Source organism: Leptolyngbya sp. AN10 (assembly GCF_050565645.1).
Classification (GTDB): domain Bacteria; phylum Cyanobacteriota; class Cyanobacteriia; order Leptolyngbyales; family Leptolyngbyaceae; genus Leptolyngbya.
The window spans coordinates 149,884-166,792 of record NZ_JBNXVP010000008.1 but is presented as its reverse complement, the minus strand read 5'-3'; the positions used below and the strand labels follow the sequence as shown (position 1 = coordinate 166,792).

10 protein-coding genes and 1 pseudogene are annotated in these 16,909 nt (G+C 45.6%); 2 read left to right on the top strand and 9 right to left on the bottom strand.

Translation table 11 applies throughout. The annotated features are described in order from the left end of the window. The first annotated feature begins 45 nt into the window (after window positions 1-45). A complete protein-coding gene (locus ACQ4M5_RS13805) occupies window positions 46-2,601 on the top strand; it encodes a filamentous hemagglutinin N-terminal domain-containing protein (RefSeq protein ID WP_430676206.1) in 2,556 nt (851 codons plus the stop codon). Here the strand turns inward: ACQ4M5_RS13805 and ACQ4M5_RS13800 are convergent. The 4 genes from ACQ4M5_RS13800 to ACQ4M5_RS13785 form a co-directional block, all read right to left on the bottom strand. Beyond that, window positions 2,534-5,119: a CHAT domain-containing protein gene (locus tag ACQ4M5_RS13800; RefSeq protein WP_430676205.1), complete on the bottom strand. Its 2,586-nt coding sequence runs from the start codon at window positions 5,117-5,119 to the stop codon at window positions 2,534-2,536. The two genes, ACQ4M5_RS13805 and ACQ4M5_RS13800, sit on opposite strands and share 68 nt — an antisense overlap. A gap of 156 nt (window positions 5,120-5,275) precedes the next feature. Continuing rightward, window positions 5,276-6,112, bottom strand: a complete 837-nt coding sequence (locus ACQ4M5_RS13795; RefSeq protein WP_430676204.1) for a hypothetical protein — start codon at window positions 6,110-6,112, stop codon at window positions 5,276-5,278. Window positions 6,113-6,202: 90 nt separating this feature from the next. Next, complete coding sequence (locus tag ACQ4M5_RS13790) at window positions 6,203-7,957, bottom strand: protein kinase domain-containing protein (protein ID WP_430676203.1); 1,755 nt, start codon at window positions 7,955-7,957, stop codon at window positions 6,203-6,205. Between the two features lie 5 nt (window positions 7,958-7,962). After that, window positions 7,963-9,378 (bottom strand): AAA family ATPase, encoded by a 1,416-nt coding sequence (locus tag ACQ4M5_RS13785; RefSeq protein ID WP_430676202.1) that lies wholly within the window; start codon window positions 9,376-9,378, stop codon window positions 7,963-7,965. Between the two features lie 388 nt (window positions 9,379-9,766). Between ACQ4M5_RS13785 and ACQ4M5_RS13780 the strand changes: the two genes are divergently transcribed. Next, window positions 9,767-11,242: a PAS domain S-box protein gene (locus tag ACQ4M5_RS13780; RefSeq protein ID WP_430676201.1), complete on the top strand. Its 1,476-nt coding sequence runs from the start codon at window positions 9,767-9,769 to the stop codon at window positions 11,240-11,242. Between the two features lie 83 nt (window positions 11,243-11,325). Here the strand turns inward: ACQ4M5_RS13780 and ACQ4M5_RS13775 are convergent. From ACQ4M5_RS13775 to ACQ4M5_RS13755, 5 genes and pseudogenes are all read right to left on the bottom strand, one after another. Next, a pseudogene (locus tag ACQ4M5_RS13775) lies at window positions 11,326-12,436 on the bottom strand (ISAzo13 family transposase). A gap of 195 nt (window positions 12,437-12,631) precedes the next feature. Beyond that, window positions 12,632-14,392 carry an SUMF1/EgtB/PvdO family nonheme iron enzyme gene (locus ACQ4M5_RS13770; protein WP_430676200.1) on the bottom strand — a complete coding sequence of 587 codons (1,761 nt, stop codon included), beginning with the start codon at window positions 14,390-14,392 and terminating at the stop codon, window positions 12,632-12,634. Between the two features lie 18 nt (window positions 14,393-14,410). Next, window positions 14,411-15,472, bottom strand: a complete 1,062-nt coding sequence (locus ACQ4M5_RS13765; RefSeq protein ID WP_430676199.1) for a caspase family protein — start codon at window positions 15,470-15,472, stop codon at window positions 14,411-14,413. Between the two features lie 22 nt (window positions 15,473-15,494). Further along, window positions 15,495-15,905 carry a DUF2000 domain-containing protein gene (locus ACQ4M5_RS13760; protein ID WP_430676198.1) on the bottom strand — a complete coding sequence of 137 codons (411 nt, stop codon included), beginning with the start codon at window positions 15,903-15,905 and terminating at the stop codon, window positions 15,495-15,497. Between the two features lie 95 nt (window positions 15,906-16,000). Further along, entirely contained in the window at window positions 16,001-16,768 is a 768-nt protein-coding gene (locus tag ACQ4M5_RS13755) for an iron-containing redox enzyme family protein (RefSeq protein ID WP_430676197.1), read from the bottom strand. Window positions 16,769-16,909 lie beyond the last annotated feature (141 nt).

The window sequence follows — 16,909 nt, the reverse complement described above, 5'->3', positions numbered from 1 at the left end:
ACAGCAGTAGTAATCAATCGCACAAGCTACATCGTTAAAGTTGCCATGCACCCAAGATTGTCTTTGTCAGTACCGTTGGCATTGCTAGTCATTCAATCCACTCTAGCAGTTGCCAATGCTACAACTATCTCTCCAGAGCTAAATGTCAGTTCAGCTTCAGTCAAGATTGCCCAGATTATCCCAGACCAAACGCTTCCTGTAAATTCCCAAGTGGAAGCAGGATGTCAGCAGTGTGTGATTGAAGGCGGAACGGTTCGAGGAAGCAATTTATTTCACAGCTTTAATCAATTTTCGATTCCAACAGGTGGGGAGGCGTTTTTTAATCAATCTCCTCAGATTCAAACTATCTTTGCTCGTGTGACTGGAGGATTGAATTCTACGATCGATGGCACAATCCGAGTTAATGGAGCATCGAATTTGGTTCTGATTAATCCTCGCGGCATCATTTTCGGCAGTAATGCTCGATTGAATATTGGTGGGTCATTTCTTGGTAGTACTGCTAGTACAATTCGCTTTCAAGATGGCACTGAGTTTAATGCGATCGCACCGCAAGAAAAACCATTACTAACGATCAGCGCCCCAATTGGCTTAGGGTTTCTAGGCAATACTAGCTCGATTCAGGTACAAGGAGCAGGGCATGACGTTCAAGGCATTCGCCCACCTGTTACCTTATTTCCCATCACTCAAGCTGCAACGCCAATCGGATTGCAAGTTCGACCTGGACGAACTCTAGCACTTATCGGTGGAGAGGTTCGGTTGAATGGAGGAATTGTTAAAGCTCCAAGTGGACGAGTCGAAATTGCAGGAGTACAGTCTGGAGAAGTTCGGTTTCAATTATTTTCAAACGGATGGACGTTTAATTACGGCAAGGTAGCTCAGTTTCAAGATGTGAGATTGGCAGGACGATCGCTGATTGATGCCAGTGGACTTGGAGGGGGTGAGATCGCGCTGCAAGGCAAACAAATTCGCCTTCAGGATGGGTCGATCGGCTTAATTCAAAACTTCGGCATCGCGCCATCTGGAGCAATATCCATTAATGCAACTGGATCAGTAGAAATTAGCGGCACTGATCCAATTGCAAGAATTCCGGGAGGCTTTTACACCGAGGCACTTCGATCTGGGGCAGGAGCCGACATTGTTATCACGACTCCCAATCTCACGCTAACGACTGGAGGAGCGCTCAACACGCGCACTTATAGTTCAGTCGATGCTGGAAAGATAACGATTCAGGGCGCAAATCTCGTACAGCTTATTGGCACTTCTCCGATTGACCTAAGAGCCGCCAGCGCAATCTACTCCACAACCTTTAGCGACGGGCGGGCGGGCGATATTGAGATAACGACACGTCAGTATCAAGCGATCGATGGCGGCGTAATTTTATCAAGTTCGCGTGGGCGTGGAGCAGGTGGAAATATCATCATCAATACAAGTGAATCGATTCGGCTCGTTGGAGTTGCTGCTTTGTTTCAGCCAAGTGTCATTAGTGCAGGAACATTCGATCAAGGCAATGCTGGAGAAGTTACTTTGAATACTCAGAATCTCATCGTTCAGAACGGTGGGCGCGTCGATTCTTCCACCGCAGCCCAAGGATCGGCAGGCAGTGTCAGAATTAATGCGATCGACTCTGTTGAAGTAAGCGGAACTGTCCCTAACTCTCGCAATCCTAGCTTGATCATTTCAGCCGCAAATATTCTCGATCCAGTCCTGCGGCAAACCTTCTTCGTTCCGCCAGCTTTAACGGGGGAGTCTGGAGACGTTACGATTCAAACCCGTGAATTGAAAGTAAGCAACGGCGCTCAAGTTACGGTTAAAAATGAAGGCTCAGGGAATGCTGGGACGCTGCGGGTGAACGCGCGATCAATTGATCTCGATCAAAGAGGACAACTTGCCGCCTCAACTCAGAGTGGGCAAGGAGGGAACATTGTAATTCAATCGGATCAAGTGAAACTCCAACGAGGAAGCAGCATCACGGCAACGGCTGGAGGGCGCGGTGATGGAGGCAACGTTACCATAAATACGGATATCCTGGCAATTTTGCGAAACAGTAGCATCATCGCAAACGCCGAACGAGGATCAGGGGGATCGATCGCGATTCGGGCACAGGGCGTTTTTTCATCGTCGGATAGCTTGATTAGTGCGACATCGGCGGTTGATCCGCAACTGAATGGAACTGTTCAAATCGATGCACCACAAACAACGGTCGGAGATGTTGCCCCTAGCTCAGTAGAATTATTGACGATTCCCCCTTTGCGATCGACTTGTCCTGATTTCAACGAAGCAGGAACGAATCGATTTACGATTAGCGGCGCTGGTGGTCTACCTTCTACCCCAGCAGAATCACTGGAGTTAGACCAAGGCTGGCAAGGCAACCGCGTTCAGCCTTCCAACGGCAATTTACCATCACAAAAACCTGAAATCGTTGAAGCGCAAGGATGGGAACGGCTCCCCGATGGAACAGTAAGGCTCGTTGCCTATAGTCAATCTCCAGCACCGACTAATGCAGCAATGGCAGATTGCTTTCATCATAGAAACGCTACAACCAACTTCCGATCAGCAGGAAACTCGACCAAAAATAAGGGTGGCGATAGGTTGAAGTACTGAGCAGTGTCAGTTGAGCCGTTCTTAATGCTTCAGCCTTAGATTGCCCTTTGCTGAGAGCTTGATAGAAAATACGCATTAGTTCTGCGGTTGATTGACTATCAACCAGCCAGAGAGATGCGATCGTACTTCGTGCCCCTGCTTGAGTCGCGATTCCTGCAAGTCCCAATGTTGATCGTCGATCGCCTCTCGCTGTTTCACAAGCACTCAACACTAATAGCTCTAAGTTCGGCTGACCCGATTCTGAAAGACTCCGCAACGTTTGATTCAGTTGTGGTAGGTTCAAGGGTCGATCCCAAGCGAGAAGTACTGTATTTTCTGGAATTGAACTGTAGCGACCATGCGTTGAGATGTGTAAAATCGGCAGTCTTTCTTGCTGAAGAGCTTGTTGAAACTGTCGGCTTGTAAACGCTCGATCGAGCAATACGACAGAATTTGGAATGCTTTGTCGAATCTGTTCAACTTCTTCTTTAACTTGTGGCAGTGGCAGCAAGCGAGGGGGTGATCCAGGTGCATTTAGGCTTGGACTCCGTTGGCTCAGTCCAGCAATTAGCGCCCTAAGCTGCTTGTTGCCGATTGGCTGCGGAGAACGCATTTGTGCGCCTGGAATGGTACTGACACTGTAACGCTCAATCAAATAGGATTCGCCATCGTGCAGAAGCGACATTGGAATATTTTGTAGTGTGCTATCTAGAACGAAGACCAGTGTTCCTTGATTCGGAAGGGCGCGTTTAATGGGCGCAATAAGCAATCGATAAAGTCTTTGGGCATCGGGCAGGAACTCGCCTTCCGCCAACTGGGAAAATTCTTCGTTTTGGAGGACTCGCAGTAAGTTATTAACATTATCTTGCAGCGATCGTGCGCCAATGGGAAAGTGCTGCAACGAGCGATTAGCTGATTGCACAATGACTTCGTAGCGGTCTAGTAATTTGAGAACATAGATAATCGTTTCGCTTTTCGATGTGGAAATTTGGCTCAAGGGAACAAGATCGAGTTTGCCGCAGCGTAAGAAGTTTTCCAGTTCTGTAATTTGCAGTTGATTGTTAATTGCGATCGCAGCTTTCAGGTCAGGATTAGACTGATTCAGCAGTAGTTGCAGATACTCACGGTAAACAGGTTCAATTTTGTCGCGAAATGATAATTGTAGGTCTAGATTTCCGCCCGATAGCGCCTCGCGAACTTGGTTTAAGTTCACAATCGCGGCTCGATAATTCTCGATCGCTTTTGCAGAATTTCTCTGTTTTTGAGCGAGTTGAGCAAGCAGATACCGCCATTGATAAGACAAATCCCAAGCAGAAATAGATTGTGACAGGCTTAGGGCTTGTGTCGCTGTAGACTGAGCAGACTGAAATTGATTCGTTTGATAGTCGAGCCTTGCAAGAATTCCGAGTGCCAAGGATTGGTGTCGTCGATCGCGAATCGTTTGAGCCTGTTTTAGAGCAGTTTGGGCGCGATCGCGAATCGTTCCAGCTATCTTGCTTGAAGTAGAAAGCCCGCTCATCAAGTTAGGAGTAGATAGAAATTGCAGCAAGGTTTCGCTGTAATGCAACTGAGCTTGGATTACTTCAACCACAGGCAAAGGTTCTAACGAAGTTGATTCAATTTTTTCGATTAATTGAGGACGTTGACTGATGAGATTTTTTCGTAGCGTCTGCAATCCGGGTGTGGCAAATGCTTGATAGATCGTGAGCCACTGATCTACGTCTCGACTTAGACGCAGCAGATTAAGAGCGCTCTGAAGTTGAATGTTAGAGGTTGCTTTGGAGGTACTTGCTGCTTGCTGATAGTGGGCGATCGCATTTTTCAAATTCGTCTCGATCGTTTCTAACTCGATTAATTCACGATCGTAATCTTCGGCAAGGTCATAACGCACCTGAGCTTGTTTGACTTGAGCCTGTTCTGTAATTGCTAAACTCAGCAGTAATGATGGAATATCCTGTTTTGCAGCAGTTTGGGCAGAACTAAGTGCCTGATTGAGAATTGCTTCCGAGGCAGCTAGATTACCAATTTGGCGCAATGTTGTACCCAGCGATCGCAGCGCTAGAATGCGAACTTGAGTAACGGGCTGCTGTTTTAGTTGAGCGAGTACTTCTGGAATGGCAGCACTCGAAGCAATGCCAATCGGTGGGCAAAGGTTTTGAGAAAGATTCAGCGCATTGAGAATCGTTGAACACGCTCTGGGGTAAAAGCCGAGCGATCGCAAAGCCAAACTTTCATTGACAAGACTTCCAACTGTTCCCGTTTCATCCTTTGCCTGACGATATTTTCGGGTGGCATCTTGCCAGGTTTGAAGTGCAGCAGTAACATCGCCTTGATGAAACTGTTGCCAACCCAGTTGAGTGAGTTTGTCGGCAGATCGTTGTTCAGACTGAATTTGAGCAGTTGTTTTGGAAATTGGGAAGACAGCGATCGCTCGCTCATTCAAGCTAGGAAGTAACGTTAGTAACCATGTCAGCCCGAAGCCAATCAGAGCAATCAGAGCGCTTTGAAGCAGGCGGCGATATTTTCGAGTAGTGAACACAATCAAAAGCTAGGTGAAGTAACGCAGGCGCGACGAAAATAGCTTGAAATGGTAGATTCCTCTCTAAATACCAGAAGCAGCACTGGAAGTGCACTTATAGTAAGACAGTTCAGCAATCGGTCAACACTGATGTCAAATTAGTAGCCTCCTGAAGCGTCAAGATAGCTTGAGCAGTTGAGTTAGGGTTGCCTGCACTCTGCTGTCTTGAGAGCCTGATCGAACACGAGCTTCGAGAACTTGAATTGCATTGTGGATCAGATTTTTAGCTGCATAAACCCTTGCTAGATCTAGAGCTTGTTCGTCAGGGCTTAAATTCAGTTGCCGAATTTGTGCGATCGTTCGATTCAAAATTTGAGTCTGTTCACGATCTAACACTCGAATTACAGTTCGGACAGTGAGCCGTTCAGAATTTTTGGTTGTGCTGATTGTAACTTGATAGGTATTGCCGGGAGTGAGTGAGGCGAGTTGAGCTGGATAAACGAGCGAAGGCTTCACTGTTGTGGTTTGATAAGCGAGATCGTTCCCCCGAATTTGAACGGTATATTTCTGAGCGCGATCAATCGGAGTCCAAGCGAGTTGAGGTCGGGTGTCGATGATAGTGTAGCCGATCGGACTCAAAAATCGTAATGCAATCGGTGAGGAGCCTCTCGGTCGAATGCAGAAGGAGTCTTGATCAGAAGAACAGAGCCTCATCGGATCTTTCGAGGTTGCGCTGCACGATCGCTCGATCGTTGAAGCATTTAGATTCTTCGCCGTTAGAATCGTGCCATTCCAGCATAAGAGCGTAGTTGACTGCGTAAATTTAGCTGAGGCAATAATTTGTTCAGCACACACCAAACTTCCGGTTGGAAGCTTTGGATTTCTGCTATTGATGATTCGACCGATTGGCTGGCATCGAGATAAGTCCGGCTGTCTAGCGTCCGTTAGGAATGTTGGATGCACAAGAACAGCAAGTGGCAACAGAAAAGTAACTCCTCGCAGGAAATAATTCATACTGTGCAGAAAAATCAACGATCGTTCAGGAACAACGGAATTTACGCAATTGTATTTAATTCTGAACAAGACATAAAGAGGAATTGCGTCCTATGAGGCTTGGGAAGACGGAACAGGAGTTTGCTTGAGCCATCGTTGAACTTCTGGCAGGGTTGGATCGCTTTTTGCACACTGAGTCCAGGCGAGATCAGCAGCTTTGGTGTTCTGTTGTTTTTGGTAAATCTGTGCGAGTAAGCACTGAGCCTCGGTGCGAGTTGGATCGAGGCTCAGTGAAGCATTGAGATATTGAGTCGCGATCGCAAAGTCGCGCCGCTCGAAAAATGCCCATCCTAAATTTTTTAGCAACGCCGCTCTCGTGGTGCGATCGACCCAATCAGGGGGCTGCTCCAATGCCTTCTGAGCCAAATCGATCGCGCCCTGATAATCACTTTCTAGGTTTTTAAGTCGAGCAAGATTATTAGCAGCGGCAGGCGCGATCGCGGCGTTTGCATTGATGACCTTCTGGTAGTATTGCCGCGCTTCTGGATAGCGCCCCCAGGTATCATAAAGACCACCGAGATTATAGTAAGCTTCCCAATACTGAGGATTGAATTTAATGGCGGTTTCGTAATGGTCGAGCGCACAGTCGTAGTTTGCTTGAGCCGCACATAATCGACCGAGATTGTTATGGATTTTGAAATTGTTTGGATCGATCGCGAGTGCCTGTTCGTAGTGATACCTAGCTCGATCGAACTGCTGCGCGAGCTGGGCATCTTTCGCCTGCTCGAAATGGTTTCGCATTTGTCCCATGCGAACAGCTTGCCAAATGCTGAGACACAATAGAAATCCCAGAATACCGAGCGTGAGCTTTCCGAAACGAGTCCTTAGTAACCAGTGTTGAATGAGGTCGAATTTTAGAAGCAGTGGGAGGCGATCGCGGTTGCGTAAATACTGCAAAATGATCTGCGTCGTTTGCGGTCTTCGTCCAGGCAGCAGCGACATCAAAGTATCGATATAGTGCTTGAAAGGTGGGGCAATTTGAGAAGCGTATCTATACCAGTCGAGCTTTCCGGTTTGTGGGTCTTCGTGCAGTCGAATCGGCTGAATACTGGTCATGAGATAAACCCAGGTGCGACCGACGCTGTAAAAGTCCGAAGGCGGGACAGCATGACCATTAAATTGTTCCGGCGGTGTGTAGCCAGCCGATCCCCATGCGGTTACACTTTCAGATTCAGTGTCAAAGGGATTGAAGTGGCGACGGTTGACTTTTGCTAAATAGGTTTGGCTTTCAAACGATCGGGCTGATCCAAAATCAATCAGTGCAAGTTTTCCATCTGGTTGCCGCAAAAGATTGCTCGGCTTAATATCTCGATGAAAGAAACCTTTCCCATGAACTTGATCGAGGATTTCGATGAGAGATTCAAGCCACTGAAGCGCCAGGTCTTGAGAGAGTTTGCCGTGAACCTTGATCCATTCCTCTAAATTTGTGCCCTCGATCTTTTGCAGCACAATGCACCGAAGGCTAATTCCTGAAGGAGTTTGAACCGTGAAATAGCCATCTAGGTCAACTTTGGGAATGCCTGGGTGATTGAGTTGAGAAAGGATTTCAACTTCACGACGGAAGGCGCGATCGCGAGTTGGATCATCACTACTGAGAACCTTCAGAATCTTGGCTGTGCCTTGGTCGTCGATCTCAAAGACTTCGGTAGGATTTTCGGGTTTTCGCGATCGTAAAAGGCGCACTAGTTGATATCGATTCTGAACCCGAAGCGGCGTGTAGCAAGCTTGACAATGCTCAAACTCAGGCGGATTTTGTCGCTGCTGGCAATGCGGATTGATACAGTAAACAAGTTGCTCAGACAGCATAATCGTTATTTCGCCAAGCCTACTGGCGACGCAAATTGTTTCAGAACACACTTCCGCATCACAGGTTGAAGCAAGAATTGGACTTTGCTATCCGGCTGCACTTGGCGTTCGATCAAGGTTTGTTGGTAGAGCGATTTTAGGACTTTAAGAACTTCGGACTTACTAAATGGAGATGCTTTAGACTCTAGCTTCTCCAACAATGTGCTAAGTGTCAATGCTGAAGAAAGTGCTAGTAGGACTAAAATCTCACGTTCTAGGTCTGTTGCTTGAGTAAGCTGATGCTGAATCGGATGAGCAAAGCGATCGGGCGTAAGGGTTGTTTCAAGCTGAAGAAATTCTCCTGCATCTCCATTAAACTGTTCCAAAATGTGTTCGCCTACAAATTGCAATAACAGGGGATTACCGTAGTAAAGTCTTGCTAATTGCTCTTGTTCAGTAGGTGTGCCAATTCCTTGTCTTGCTAAAATCTGTCGCGCATCTTCAGCACTGAGTTCTTTCAGTGGGAAAATCGCACAGGGAAGGTTATGGCTTGCCATCCATTCAAGATCCTTGAACCCAAATCGGCTGAGTAACAGTAAGCAGCTTGAGTGTGGAGAATGAACAACTTGACGGATAAATTTGCCGTAATCGTGATATGCAGAAGGATAGGGATCGAGGCTGCTACCGTTCCGAAGTAAGATTTGGTCAGCGTCGTCAAAGATGAGCAGACAGCGATGTTGCTTGAGCGTTTGAATGAGGTGCTCGATATAACTATCAGTTCCATCAATATCTGTCGGAAAATTGCGATCGACTTTGCCAATCTCTAAAGAATTGCTATCCAATGGCAGCAATTGTTGAAGATTTTGAATCAATTGCAGGAGTCGGGGAGCATCGTAAAGTGACTGATAAATTACATACTCGAACTCGCAGGATTCCATCAGATATCGAGTTACGATCGCACTCTTTCCGATGCCAGGTTGCCCGCAGATATTGATACAGTTGAGTTCGGATAATTGTTGTTTCAGGGTCTTGAGTTCAATCTCACGCCCGTAAAACTGATCTAATCGGGGAATCTGACCATAGATTTGAGACGATGTGGAAGTATAAATTTTGCGCTTTGAGAAAGAAGATTGCCTGAGTTGAATCACTCGTTCTTGCAGTCGTCCCTGATGAGTCGTCAGAACAGAAGAAAAATTATTTTTTGTAATTTTAACGCCCAAATGGAAGACTTCAGTTAGAAGCTTCCATAAATCAGAGCCAACATTTTTGAGATACTTTTCACTGTAACCGCCCTGCTCTGCAAGCTCTCGGTACTGCGTCGTACCGTTAAGGCTATTTTCCATAAGCAGTCGCTCAGCTTCGGTTAGCTGCCGCTGCTTTATAAGATCGACGAGTTCGCTGACTAAATCAATCAGGTGGTGAGATTGCTGAATTGGCTCCACACACGACCTCCAAACTCATGAGCGAAATTAGCTTGATAGTATCGAAAAGTCACCTGACTTTAAGGCACGATCGCAATCAAAATTCATCCTTAAATTAGAGAATATTAAACCGAGCGACCGTGTCTCCCGCAACCCTCTCAAAGTAAATACTCTTCGGGATAGATTCGTAGCTACAACGTTTTAGTTTTACTAAAAGTCACCCGATTCACATGACTTTTTTAGAGCAACTCAATTTAACGCTTTAGAGTTCAGTTAAACGCGAAATTCCACAGCAAAGTGGAACAGTTTCGGCTATGGAATCGGATAGGCGATTTGTTCGTAGATTGGTTATGGGTGCAGTGCCGTTGATCGAAGACGCAACAAAGCAGTAACCTTCGTAGGCTTTTCTATGATTGTCAGTATTGTTGAGGCAAGCGACGGCACGTTTGTCTATGTTCAGGCTGAGTTTACGCATTTGTTCGGGTTCTCGCTAGAAGGAATCAATGAGCTAGGTGGATTTGAAGCACTGTTTTGTAACTCGACAGTTGCAGAAGAAATTCGATCGATTGTGATGAATGGCTATCCGTGGACAGGCATTGCTGATCTACAGGCAGCAGACGGAACCTCGATCGAGGCATCATTGCAAGTCACCCCGATCGCTGAAGAGATAGGGGAACAAGTTTTAGGATTTGTCCTATTCTGTATGCCGTCAATGGCAGCTAAAACCTTTGACCAAGCAGGCGCGATCGATTCTGAAATCGTTCAAGTGCTGCAAGCTTCCCAGATGTGTCTGTGGCGGCTGAATGTGCAGGATCAGACGAGTTGGGCAATCAATCTTGAGTCGGTGCTAGGCGAGGCACAGTTGCCCTCGTATTCTGACTTTCTCAATGTTGTTCATCCAGACGATCGCGCTCAGTTCGATGAGGTGCTGGCGCGATCGCAAACGATGACCGCCTACGAATTTGCGTTTCGCTACTTTCGTCGCAATGGTCAGATCGTGTGGATCAAAAGTCGTGGGGAAGTCGTGTTCGATGAAGATGGGCAACCGCTCTATTTATCAGGAACGCTTACCGACATCACTTGGCGCAGACACGCTCAACAGCTTCGACAAGCAAATCATCGAAGGACGAATACACTATTGAAATCACTGCCAGAGCATATCGTTTGTGTCGGCAGAGATGGAATTTACCGCAGAATTATTTCGAGCAATCCAGAATTCGCGATCGTATTTCCCAAAGAGCAAGTCGGAGTCAACATCTACGACGTTTTACGGTCAGAACTTGCCGATCGACGCATGGTTTACCTTCAACGATCGTTTGTCTTCCACCGACCTCAAACCTATGAGTACCAAACCGTGAGCGCAGATGGACAACTCTACTACCTCGAAGAACGTGTGGTCGCAATTGACGCAAAGCTGAATGGGGCAGCGACAGCAGAGGATGAGGCGCTGATTCTGGTTCGGGACATTACTCAGCACAAGCAATTAGAAGCAGCGCTTTTGGTGAGTCAGATTGAGCTTCAAGACAGATGGGGTGTCGATCGCTCACTCAGGAATATCGGCGCAGAGTTTCGATACGCAGCGTTTCTCAAGCGAATGGGAGGAGACTACGTTAGCTGCAATCAGGCGTTTGCTCGGTTGGTGGGACGATCGATTCAAGAAATTTGCGGCAAATCCGACTTCGATCTTTTCTCGCCTAAAATTGCTGAAATACTAATGCAGCATGATTTAGCGGTTTTGAATTCGGGGAAGATGCTTGATTTTGATGAAGTCTTTGAACGGGACGGTCAGCCTCGCTGGTGCTTAGTCGATCGCGCTCCTTTATATAACGAAGCGGGGCAATTGTTTGGGATTTGTGGAACGGCGGTTGAGATCGGTGGGGTGTGATCGCCTTCAACCTAGGTGAGCATCAGGCTAACTCAGATATTTCACTTGGATGAGGAGTAATTGGGCGATATCCTCCAATGATTTTACCCGTTAAGCGGTCGAATTAAGATGTCCCATTTCGGTAGTGCTGGGTTGCATTCTAACCTGCGCTCAATTTCACGCATTGCTGTTTTGGAGAGTGAAACGCCTGTTGGATAAGTCTGGGTGTTCAGGGCGACCGTCGGATGAATCCCCTTCCAAGTCATACTTTCTGCCCAAGCCAGCATGGTTTGCACACTGTTTAGTTGCGTGCCGTTCCAATGCTGTTCGAGGATGCCCCAACAGCGTTCAATCGGATTGTACTTGCTATGGTAGGGCGGATAGTAAAGCAGTTGAATCGATACGCCAATCTGGTCTGCAATTCGACCATGCGCTTGAGAAATTGAGTGCGAATTCCACTACTTTCTGAGCCATTATCAACTTTCAACTGCAAGCGTTCGGTCAGCCTCTGTTGCTTGAGGGTCAAACTCTCCCACCAGGCTTGCAAGCTATCAACGATAAAATCACTGGTTTTATGCGAACTGCCAAAGCAGAGATGCAACTGCCCACTATCTTCATCAACGATGCCACAAGGAATGTACTTCTCCTCGCATCCCATGTCGTGATCTCGTGCGTTGGGATTGCCTCTAGTTTGCCCGCCACGCGAGTACTCTCCAATGTTCACCGTCGCTTTGCAATCGAGGCTCAATCGTTTGATGCTGCCGTTGTCACTTATGAGGTCTTTCGCTTTGATGTTGTCGAAGATCGCATCGGTTTCTGGCAGTTTTTTTGGGGAATTGCCTTGACCACGGGTTTCAATCGATAGCCCATCCGATTCAACACCACTGCCATCGTGCTGGGTGCGGGTATTTGCTCCTCCCCAAACCCTTGCGCTCTCAGTTGCTCAATCGCCGCTTGCGCTGTCAATCGCGTGTAAGCAATGGTGGTCTTAAACGTCGGGTCTTGTTGAGCGTGATCTTCCGCGATCTGCTGCAATGCGACTGCGACTGCGGGATACTTTTCTTCCCAGCGTTTCGCCCCACTGTTGCCTGCTTGTGCGCCGATACACACCAGTCCGCTGCGACGTTCTGCTAATCCAACTTCGACATTCACTCGCCCCCAGCCAAACACACGCTCTGCAATCCGGGCGCTCCCCGCACAATACTTCAGCGTCATCTCTGCCTGAAAGCTCCGTCGTTCTGTCCCACGCATCTTAGATGCTGCCAACCGCAGATCCTCAACTTGGTTGGGGATGAGGATGAGGGATTGTTCCTGCTCATTGACGCTGTTCACCCGATTGCTCCTAGATTTGTAAGAGAACTAGGACTATTCTAAAGCCTGGGTAAATCTTTTAATAGAAGTCGCCTTGATTCATGTGAGCCATCTTTTGCAGACGACAAAGCTTTGAGAAAAATCCGGTCCATTAGGCTGCACAACGAATCTGTAGACACTTCTATTCCCAACCCGATAATCAAAGAAAGACCCTCCGCGAACCGCTTGAACTTCTCCATCTGTCCAGAAAGTAGAAGTCCAATGCCAGACATTGCCTATCATTTGATAGCAACCGAAGGGACTTCTACCTGCTTCATACTGATTAACGGGCTTGGGGCTAATGTCACGTGACCATCCATCCTCATTGTAATTTGTAAGATGACTATTAGGTGGAGCATTTCCCCACGGGTAGCTTCTTCCATCAATTCCACGAGCAGCTTTTTCCCACTGCTGATCACTTGGTAGCTCAACTCCAGCCCACTGACAGAAGGAATTTGCTCCGTACCAATTTACGTATGTAACTGGATGGTCTTCAAAGCCATCTTCAACTTGATACCTGCCACTATTCTCGAAAATACGACATTTATCCGCAGGCGATTCACCGGATAAATCAATCCATGATGAGCCTCCTTCAATCTGATTACCTTTCTCATTGAGAAAAGCGCAAAACTGAGTATTAGTGATAGAGTACTTCCCAATGTAAAAGCTTGGAAGAAAGATCCTTTGCTTAGAACCACCTTCTCCGAAAATGAAATCTCCCTCTGAAATCTCTAAAAGTTCAACAGTCAGACCAGTACTTCCTAAGGGCAAAATATATGTGTCAGGCTCATTATTTCTGCTAACAATACTGACTGGTGAAGAAAATTGTTCCTTTAGATGCTTCACCATATTCTGATTAAGCAGTTCTAGACTTACCGTTTTGCGCTTTAATTGCTGATTAAGCTCTTTGTAACTTCTGAGATTGCTCTCCAACAGTTGAACTTGGGTCTTTAGATTGGAATTACTAGAATTTAATTCGTCAAGTTTGTCTTCTGGAACAGCAATAGGCTTTAAGTAAGAAGATCTGTTAACTAAACTTGGCAAATTTAAGATCATCCTTTGTATTGCTCTTTTTAGGTCGTCTACCCAAATAGCTCTCGTAGTATCGTATCTAATATTGTTGATATGTCTTAGATCTGATGGCACATCATCAATTTTTTGAGTAATCATGATTACGGTTCTATTTATAGCATGGCAAAGCCCTAACTCATAAAGAACATTAGGATTCATACCAGTCATTTCAGCAATGACAACATCAGCTTTCAAAATACAGTCCCAAATAGTTTGTATAAAGGCTGTTGGGTGGTAGACTTCATCAGCTCTGATCACCTCATAACCTACCGATTCTGCTGCTGGTTTAATAATGTTTTTATAGTAATCGTTAAAAGGATCTCGAAATGGCATGATCACAAAACATTCGGGCTTTCTTATAGCTGCAATCTCTTGATCATCAACCACTTCTGATTGGAAAAGATCAGTTTCTAAGTCTTTAATTTCTTGCTCTAAGCGTTCCCGTTGATTCTGAATATCAAGTGGAATATCACTTGATATTTCATATCGTGAAATTTGTTTAACAACATCAATTAAAGCTTCTTGTTTCCTAGTCAATTCATCTAAATCTCTCTCCAAGGCTTCAATTTTTTGCTCAACTTGATCACGCTCTAGCTCAGAATTCTCAATCTCCTTCTCCAACTGAAATCGAACAGATGCACCTGCTTCAATCGCATAAGCAGAGCGTAGACGTTTTATTTTTTGAGTTAGAGCTTCGTAATGCTCTTGAAGCTCATCTCGTTTACGCTGCAAGTGATGGGGCGATGGCATAGTGGTTTCTGCTCAAAACTAATTTAGAATTTTCTCTATGTTATCCAAATTTTCACCAAGCCTAGCAAGTTTCAACTCCTCCTCTATAAGCTGTTGCTCTAGTTGAAATTTAATTGTGGTTGCTGCTTCGATAGCTAAGTCTGCGTGCAGTCTTTTGAGTTTTTCAGTTCTTTTGCTCCACTCTGCCAAAAGCGCATCACGTTTCTGCTTCAATCGCTCTAGCTGAGAAGGTGTTGGCTCTTTTAATAAGATATTAGACTCAAAACTCTGTAATTCACCTGGTAGATACTTGCTGCCGCCTGCATAATAACAGAGCGGGAAGTTATCACCTAAATCCAATATCTTTTTGACGAATGGATGCTGCAAATCGGAAGTTCGCTTAGGAACTTGGTCGAACAGGTACACTAACACATCAAGAATACGCGCATAGCCATCTCTAACTACTGAAGCTCTGCCTTGAAGAGCTTCGATTAGACAAGTAGTAAATACACTGAATGGGGTGCCAGTATATGAGTACTCTTTATCATGAGATGAAGCAACAACAACTCGACCACTACTTCCTTCAAGAATGTGTAAGAGATCTGGAGGAATTGGAGCCTTTACGAATGTCTCGTCTCCTTTCATCTGCGGTATTCCACCTGCATGACAACAATCCAGAATCACAACTAGCTTTCGGACCTGGAGAGCCTCAATTTTCTTAGTAAACTCGGTACCAGATACAGAGGTGGCAGCCCAATCCCCTGAGTTGTAGTCATACGGTATCAAAAAATATTCACCAGTACGGGAACTAACTCCTCCATGACCTGAATAGTAAATAATTACCGTAGAATCAGGGTTCTGATTGACCTGCACAGCCAGCAGGTCAAGACTTTCTAGAATTTTAGCTCTTGTAGCAATAGCATCTACCAGAAGATGAACTTTATCAGGTGAGTATGCTGCTCGACGGGAATCCACGAGTATGTCCCTCACCGCCGTTGCGTCTTTTACAGTCACAGGTAGATCAGAACCTACTCCTATAAGAAGAGCGTAACCATTCATGAATTCTTCATTTTCGGCTGGTAGCCTCTGTACCTTATCCATTAGATTCTAGCTCTCGAAGCTTTTAAGACCATAGCGAAAACTTCTTCGTCAGTAAATCTATGTCTGATTTCTCCCCAAAAGTTACCACTGCAAGAATCTCTAAATCATCTGATTTCTTCTGTCTAGTATTCTCGACTTGGACATCAGAACCGCCATGAGTCATTGTGTTCAAGAAACATGAATATGGCATATCTTTCTGAATTAGTGCCATTCTGAACTCTCTAATTTTGTTAGAGTTACCCTTCAGAACAATGAAAGGATACTCACTAATGTTAGGGTATATATTTCCCTCAGAGTCTTTATAGTCAATCAGAGACAACAGCTTTGAATCACCAATACTGCCCGCTAAACCTGCTGTAATATGACCCAGCGCATTGAATAGCTGAGAAATATCTCCAGTTTTGTTGAGAACTGCTACAAACTTCTTAGACATAACTGTTTCCAAATTCGATCCATTCGTTAAGGTCAAAAACCGATTTTTTCGAGAGGGTCACAGGTATAACTCTCTCGAAAAAATCCAGATGACAACTAGCTGCTAAATCCACAGATAGACTCTACACCATCCCAAAAGTTTTCCATCAACAACATGAATTCTTGAATGCCTGATTCAAAGAGCTGCTTCGCTGCGGAAGTGTCTAGATAAGGTTGAACAGCATTAAACACTCCATTCGCATGACCTTCTTCTCTGATAGAGTGCAATTCAAAGAAAAACCGCTCTGCACGATCATAACCAGAATGCTGTAAACCATCATTGAGCTTAGAACACATAGAACCAGACATTGTTTCCAATGCATACATAGCACCAAGCGACTTTTCGATGGGCTGCTGAGTGTAAAGCTTACAGATGCCCGCGTCAACTGCTACTGTTGACTGCAAACAGCCATAAGACACAATACTCTCTTCACGAAGCCCCAGCTTCATGAGAAAGTTTCTATAGATGTCCAGGTGAGGCATTTCTTCTCGCCGAGATGACTTCGCATTGATGTTTTGTCTTCCACCAGTTTCCTCAACAAGATTGATAGCCAATTCTCGTAGAATTCTTTCATCTCTAGTACTCATCGCCATGCCAGCAATATAGAAGGGCAGGTGATAGATGAAATAGTAGAACTCTAGGAAAAGACTGTGCGTGTTCTTCAAGTCAAGCTTCGTTGTTCGGTACCTGTTTAGAAAAGGGTGTTCCACACCCTTGTGTCTCAAAATTTGCGCTTCTAGGCTATCCAAGTAATCCACAGTTGCTTTGCGTGACAACTGCAAATCTCTCTGGCGTATTTCCGATTGCTCGTGAATTACAGTCATGACTAGCACTCCAATTCTAAGTTGTAGGCAAGTTAGGCATTAATCATCAATTGCTGTCTAATGAGTCCCAAGACTTCTTCAGTATTAACTCATGCTAGAGGAAAATGTGCCAAAACTTAATTTTCCTTTCAACATTCGATA

Bases quoted from the DNA above. Each gene is read 5' to 3' on its own strand.
- ACQ4M5_RS13795 (WP_430676204.1), bottom strand. From the start codon at position 6,112: ATGAATTATTTCCTGCGAGGAGTTACTTTTCTGTTGCCACTTGCTGTT.
- ACQ4M5_RS13805 (WP_430676206.1), top strand. From the start codon at position 46: ATGCACCCAAGATTGTCTTTGTCAGTACCGTTGGCATTGCTAGTCATT.
- ACQ4M5_RS13760 (WP_430676198.1), bottom strand. From the start codon at position 15,905: ATGTCTAAGAAGTTTGTAGCAGTTCTCAACAAAACTGGAGATATTTCT.
- ACQ4M5_RS13790 (WP_430676203.1), bottom strand. From the start codon at position 7,957: ATGCTGTCTGAGCAACTTGTTTACTGTATCAATCCGCATTGCCAGCAG.
- ACQ4M5_RS13780 (WP_430676201.1), top strand. From the start codon at position 9,767: ATGATTGTCAGTATTGTTGAGGCAAGCGACGGCACGTTTGTCTATGTT.
- ACQ4M5_RS13770 (WP_430676200.1), bottom strand. From the start codon at position 14,392: ATGCCATCGCCCCATCACTTGCAGCGTAAACGAGATGAGCTTCAAGAG.
- ACQ4M5_RS13755 (WP_430676197.1), bottom strand. From the start codon at position 16,768: ATGACTGTAATTCACGAGCAATCGGAAATACGCCAGAGAGATTTGCAG.
- ACQ4M5_RS13765 (WP_430676199.1), bottom strand. From the start codon at position 15,472: ATGGATAAGGTACAGAGGCTACCAGCCGAAAATGAAGAATTCATGAAT.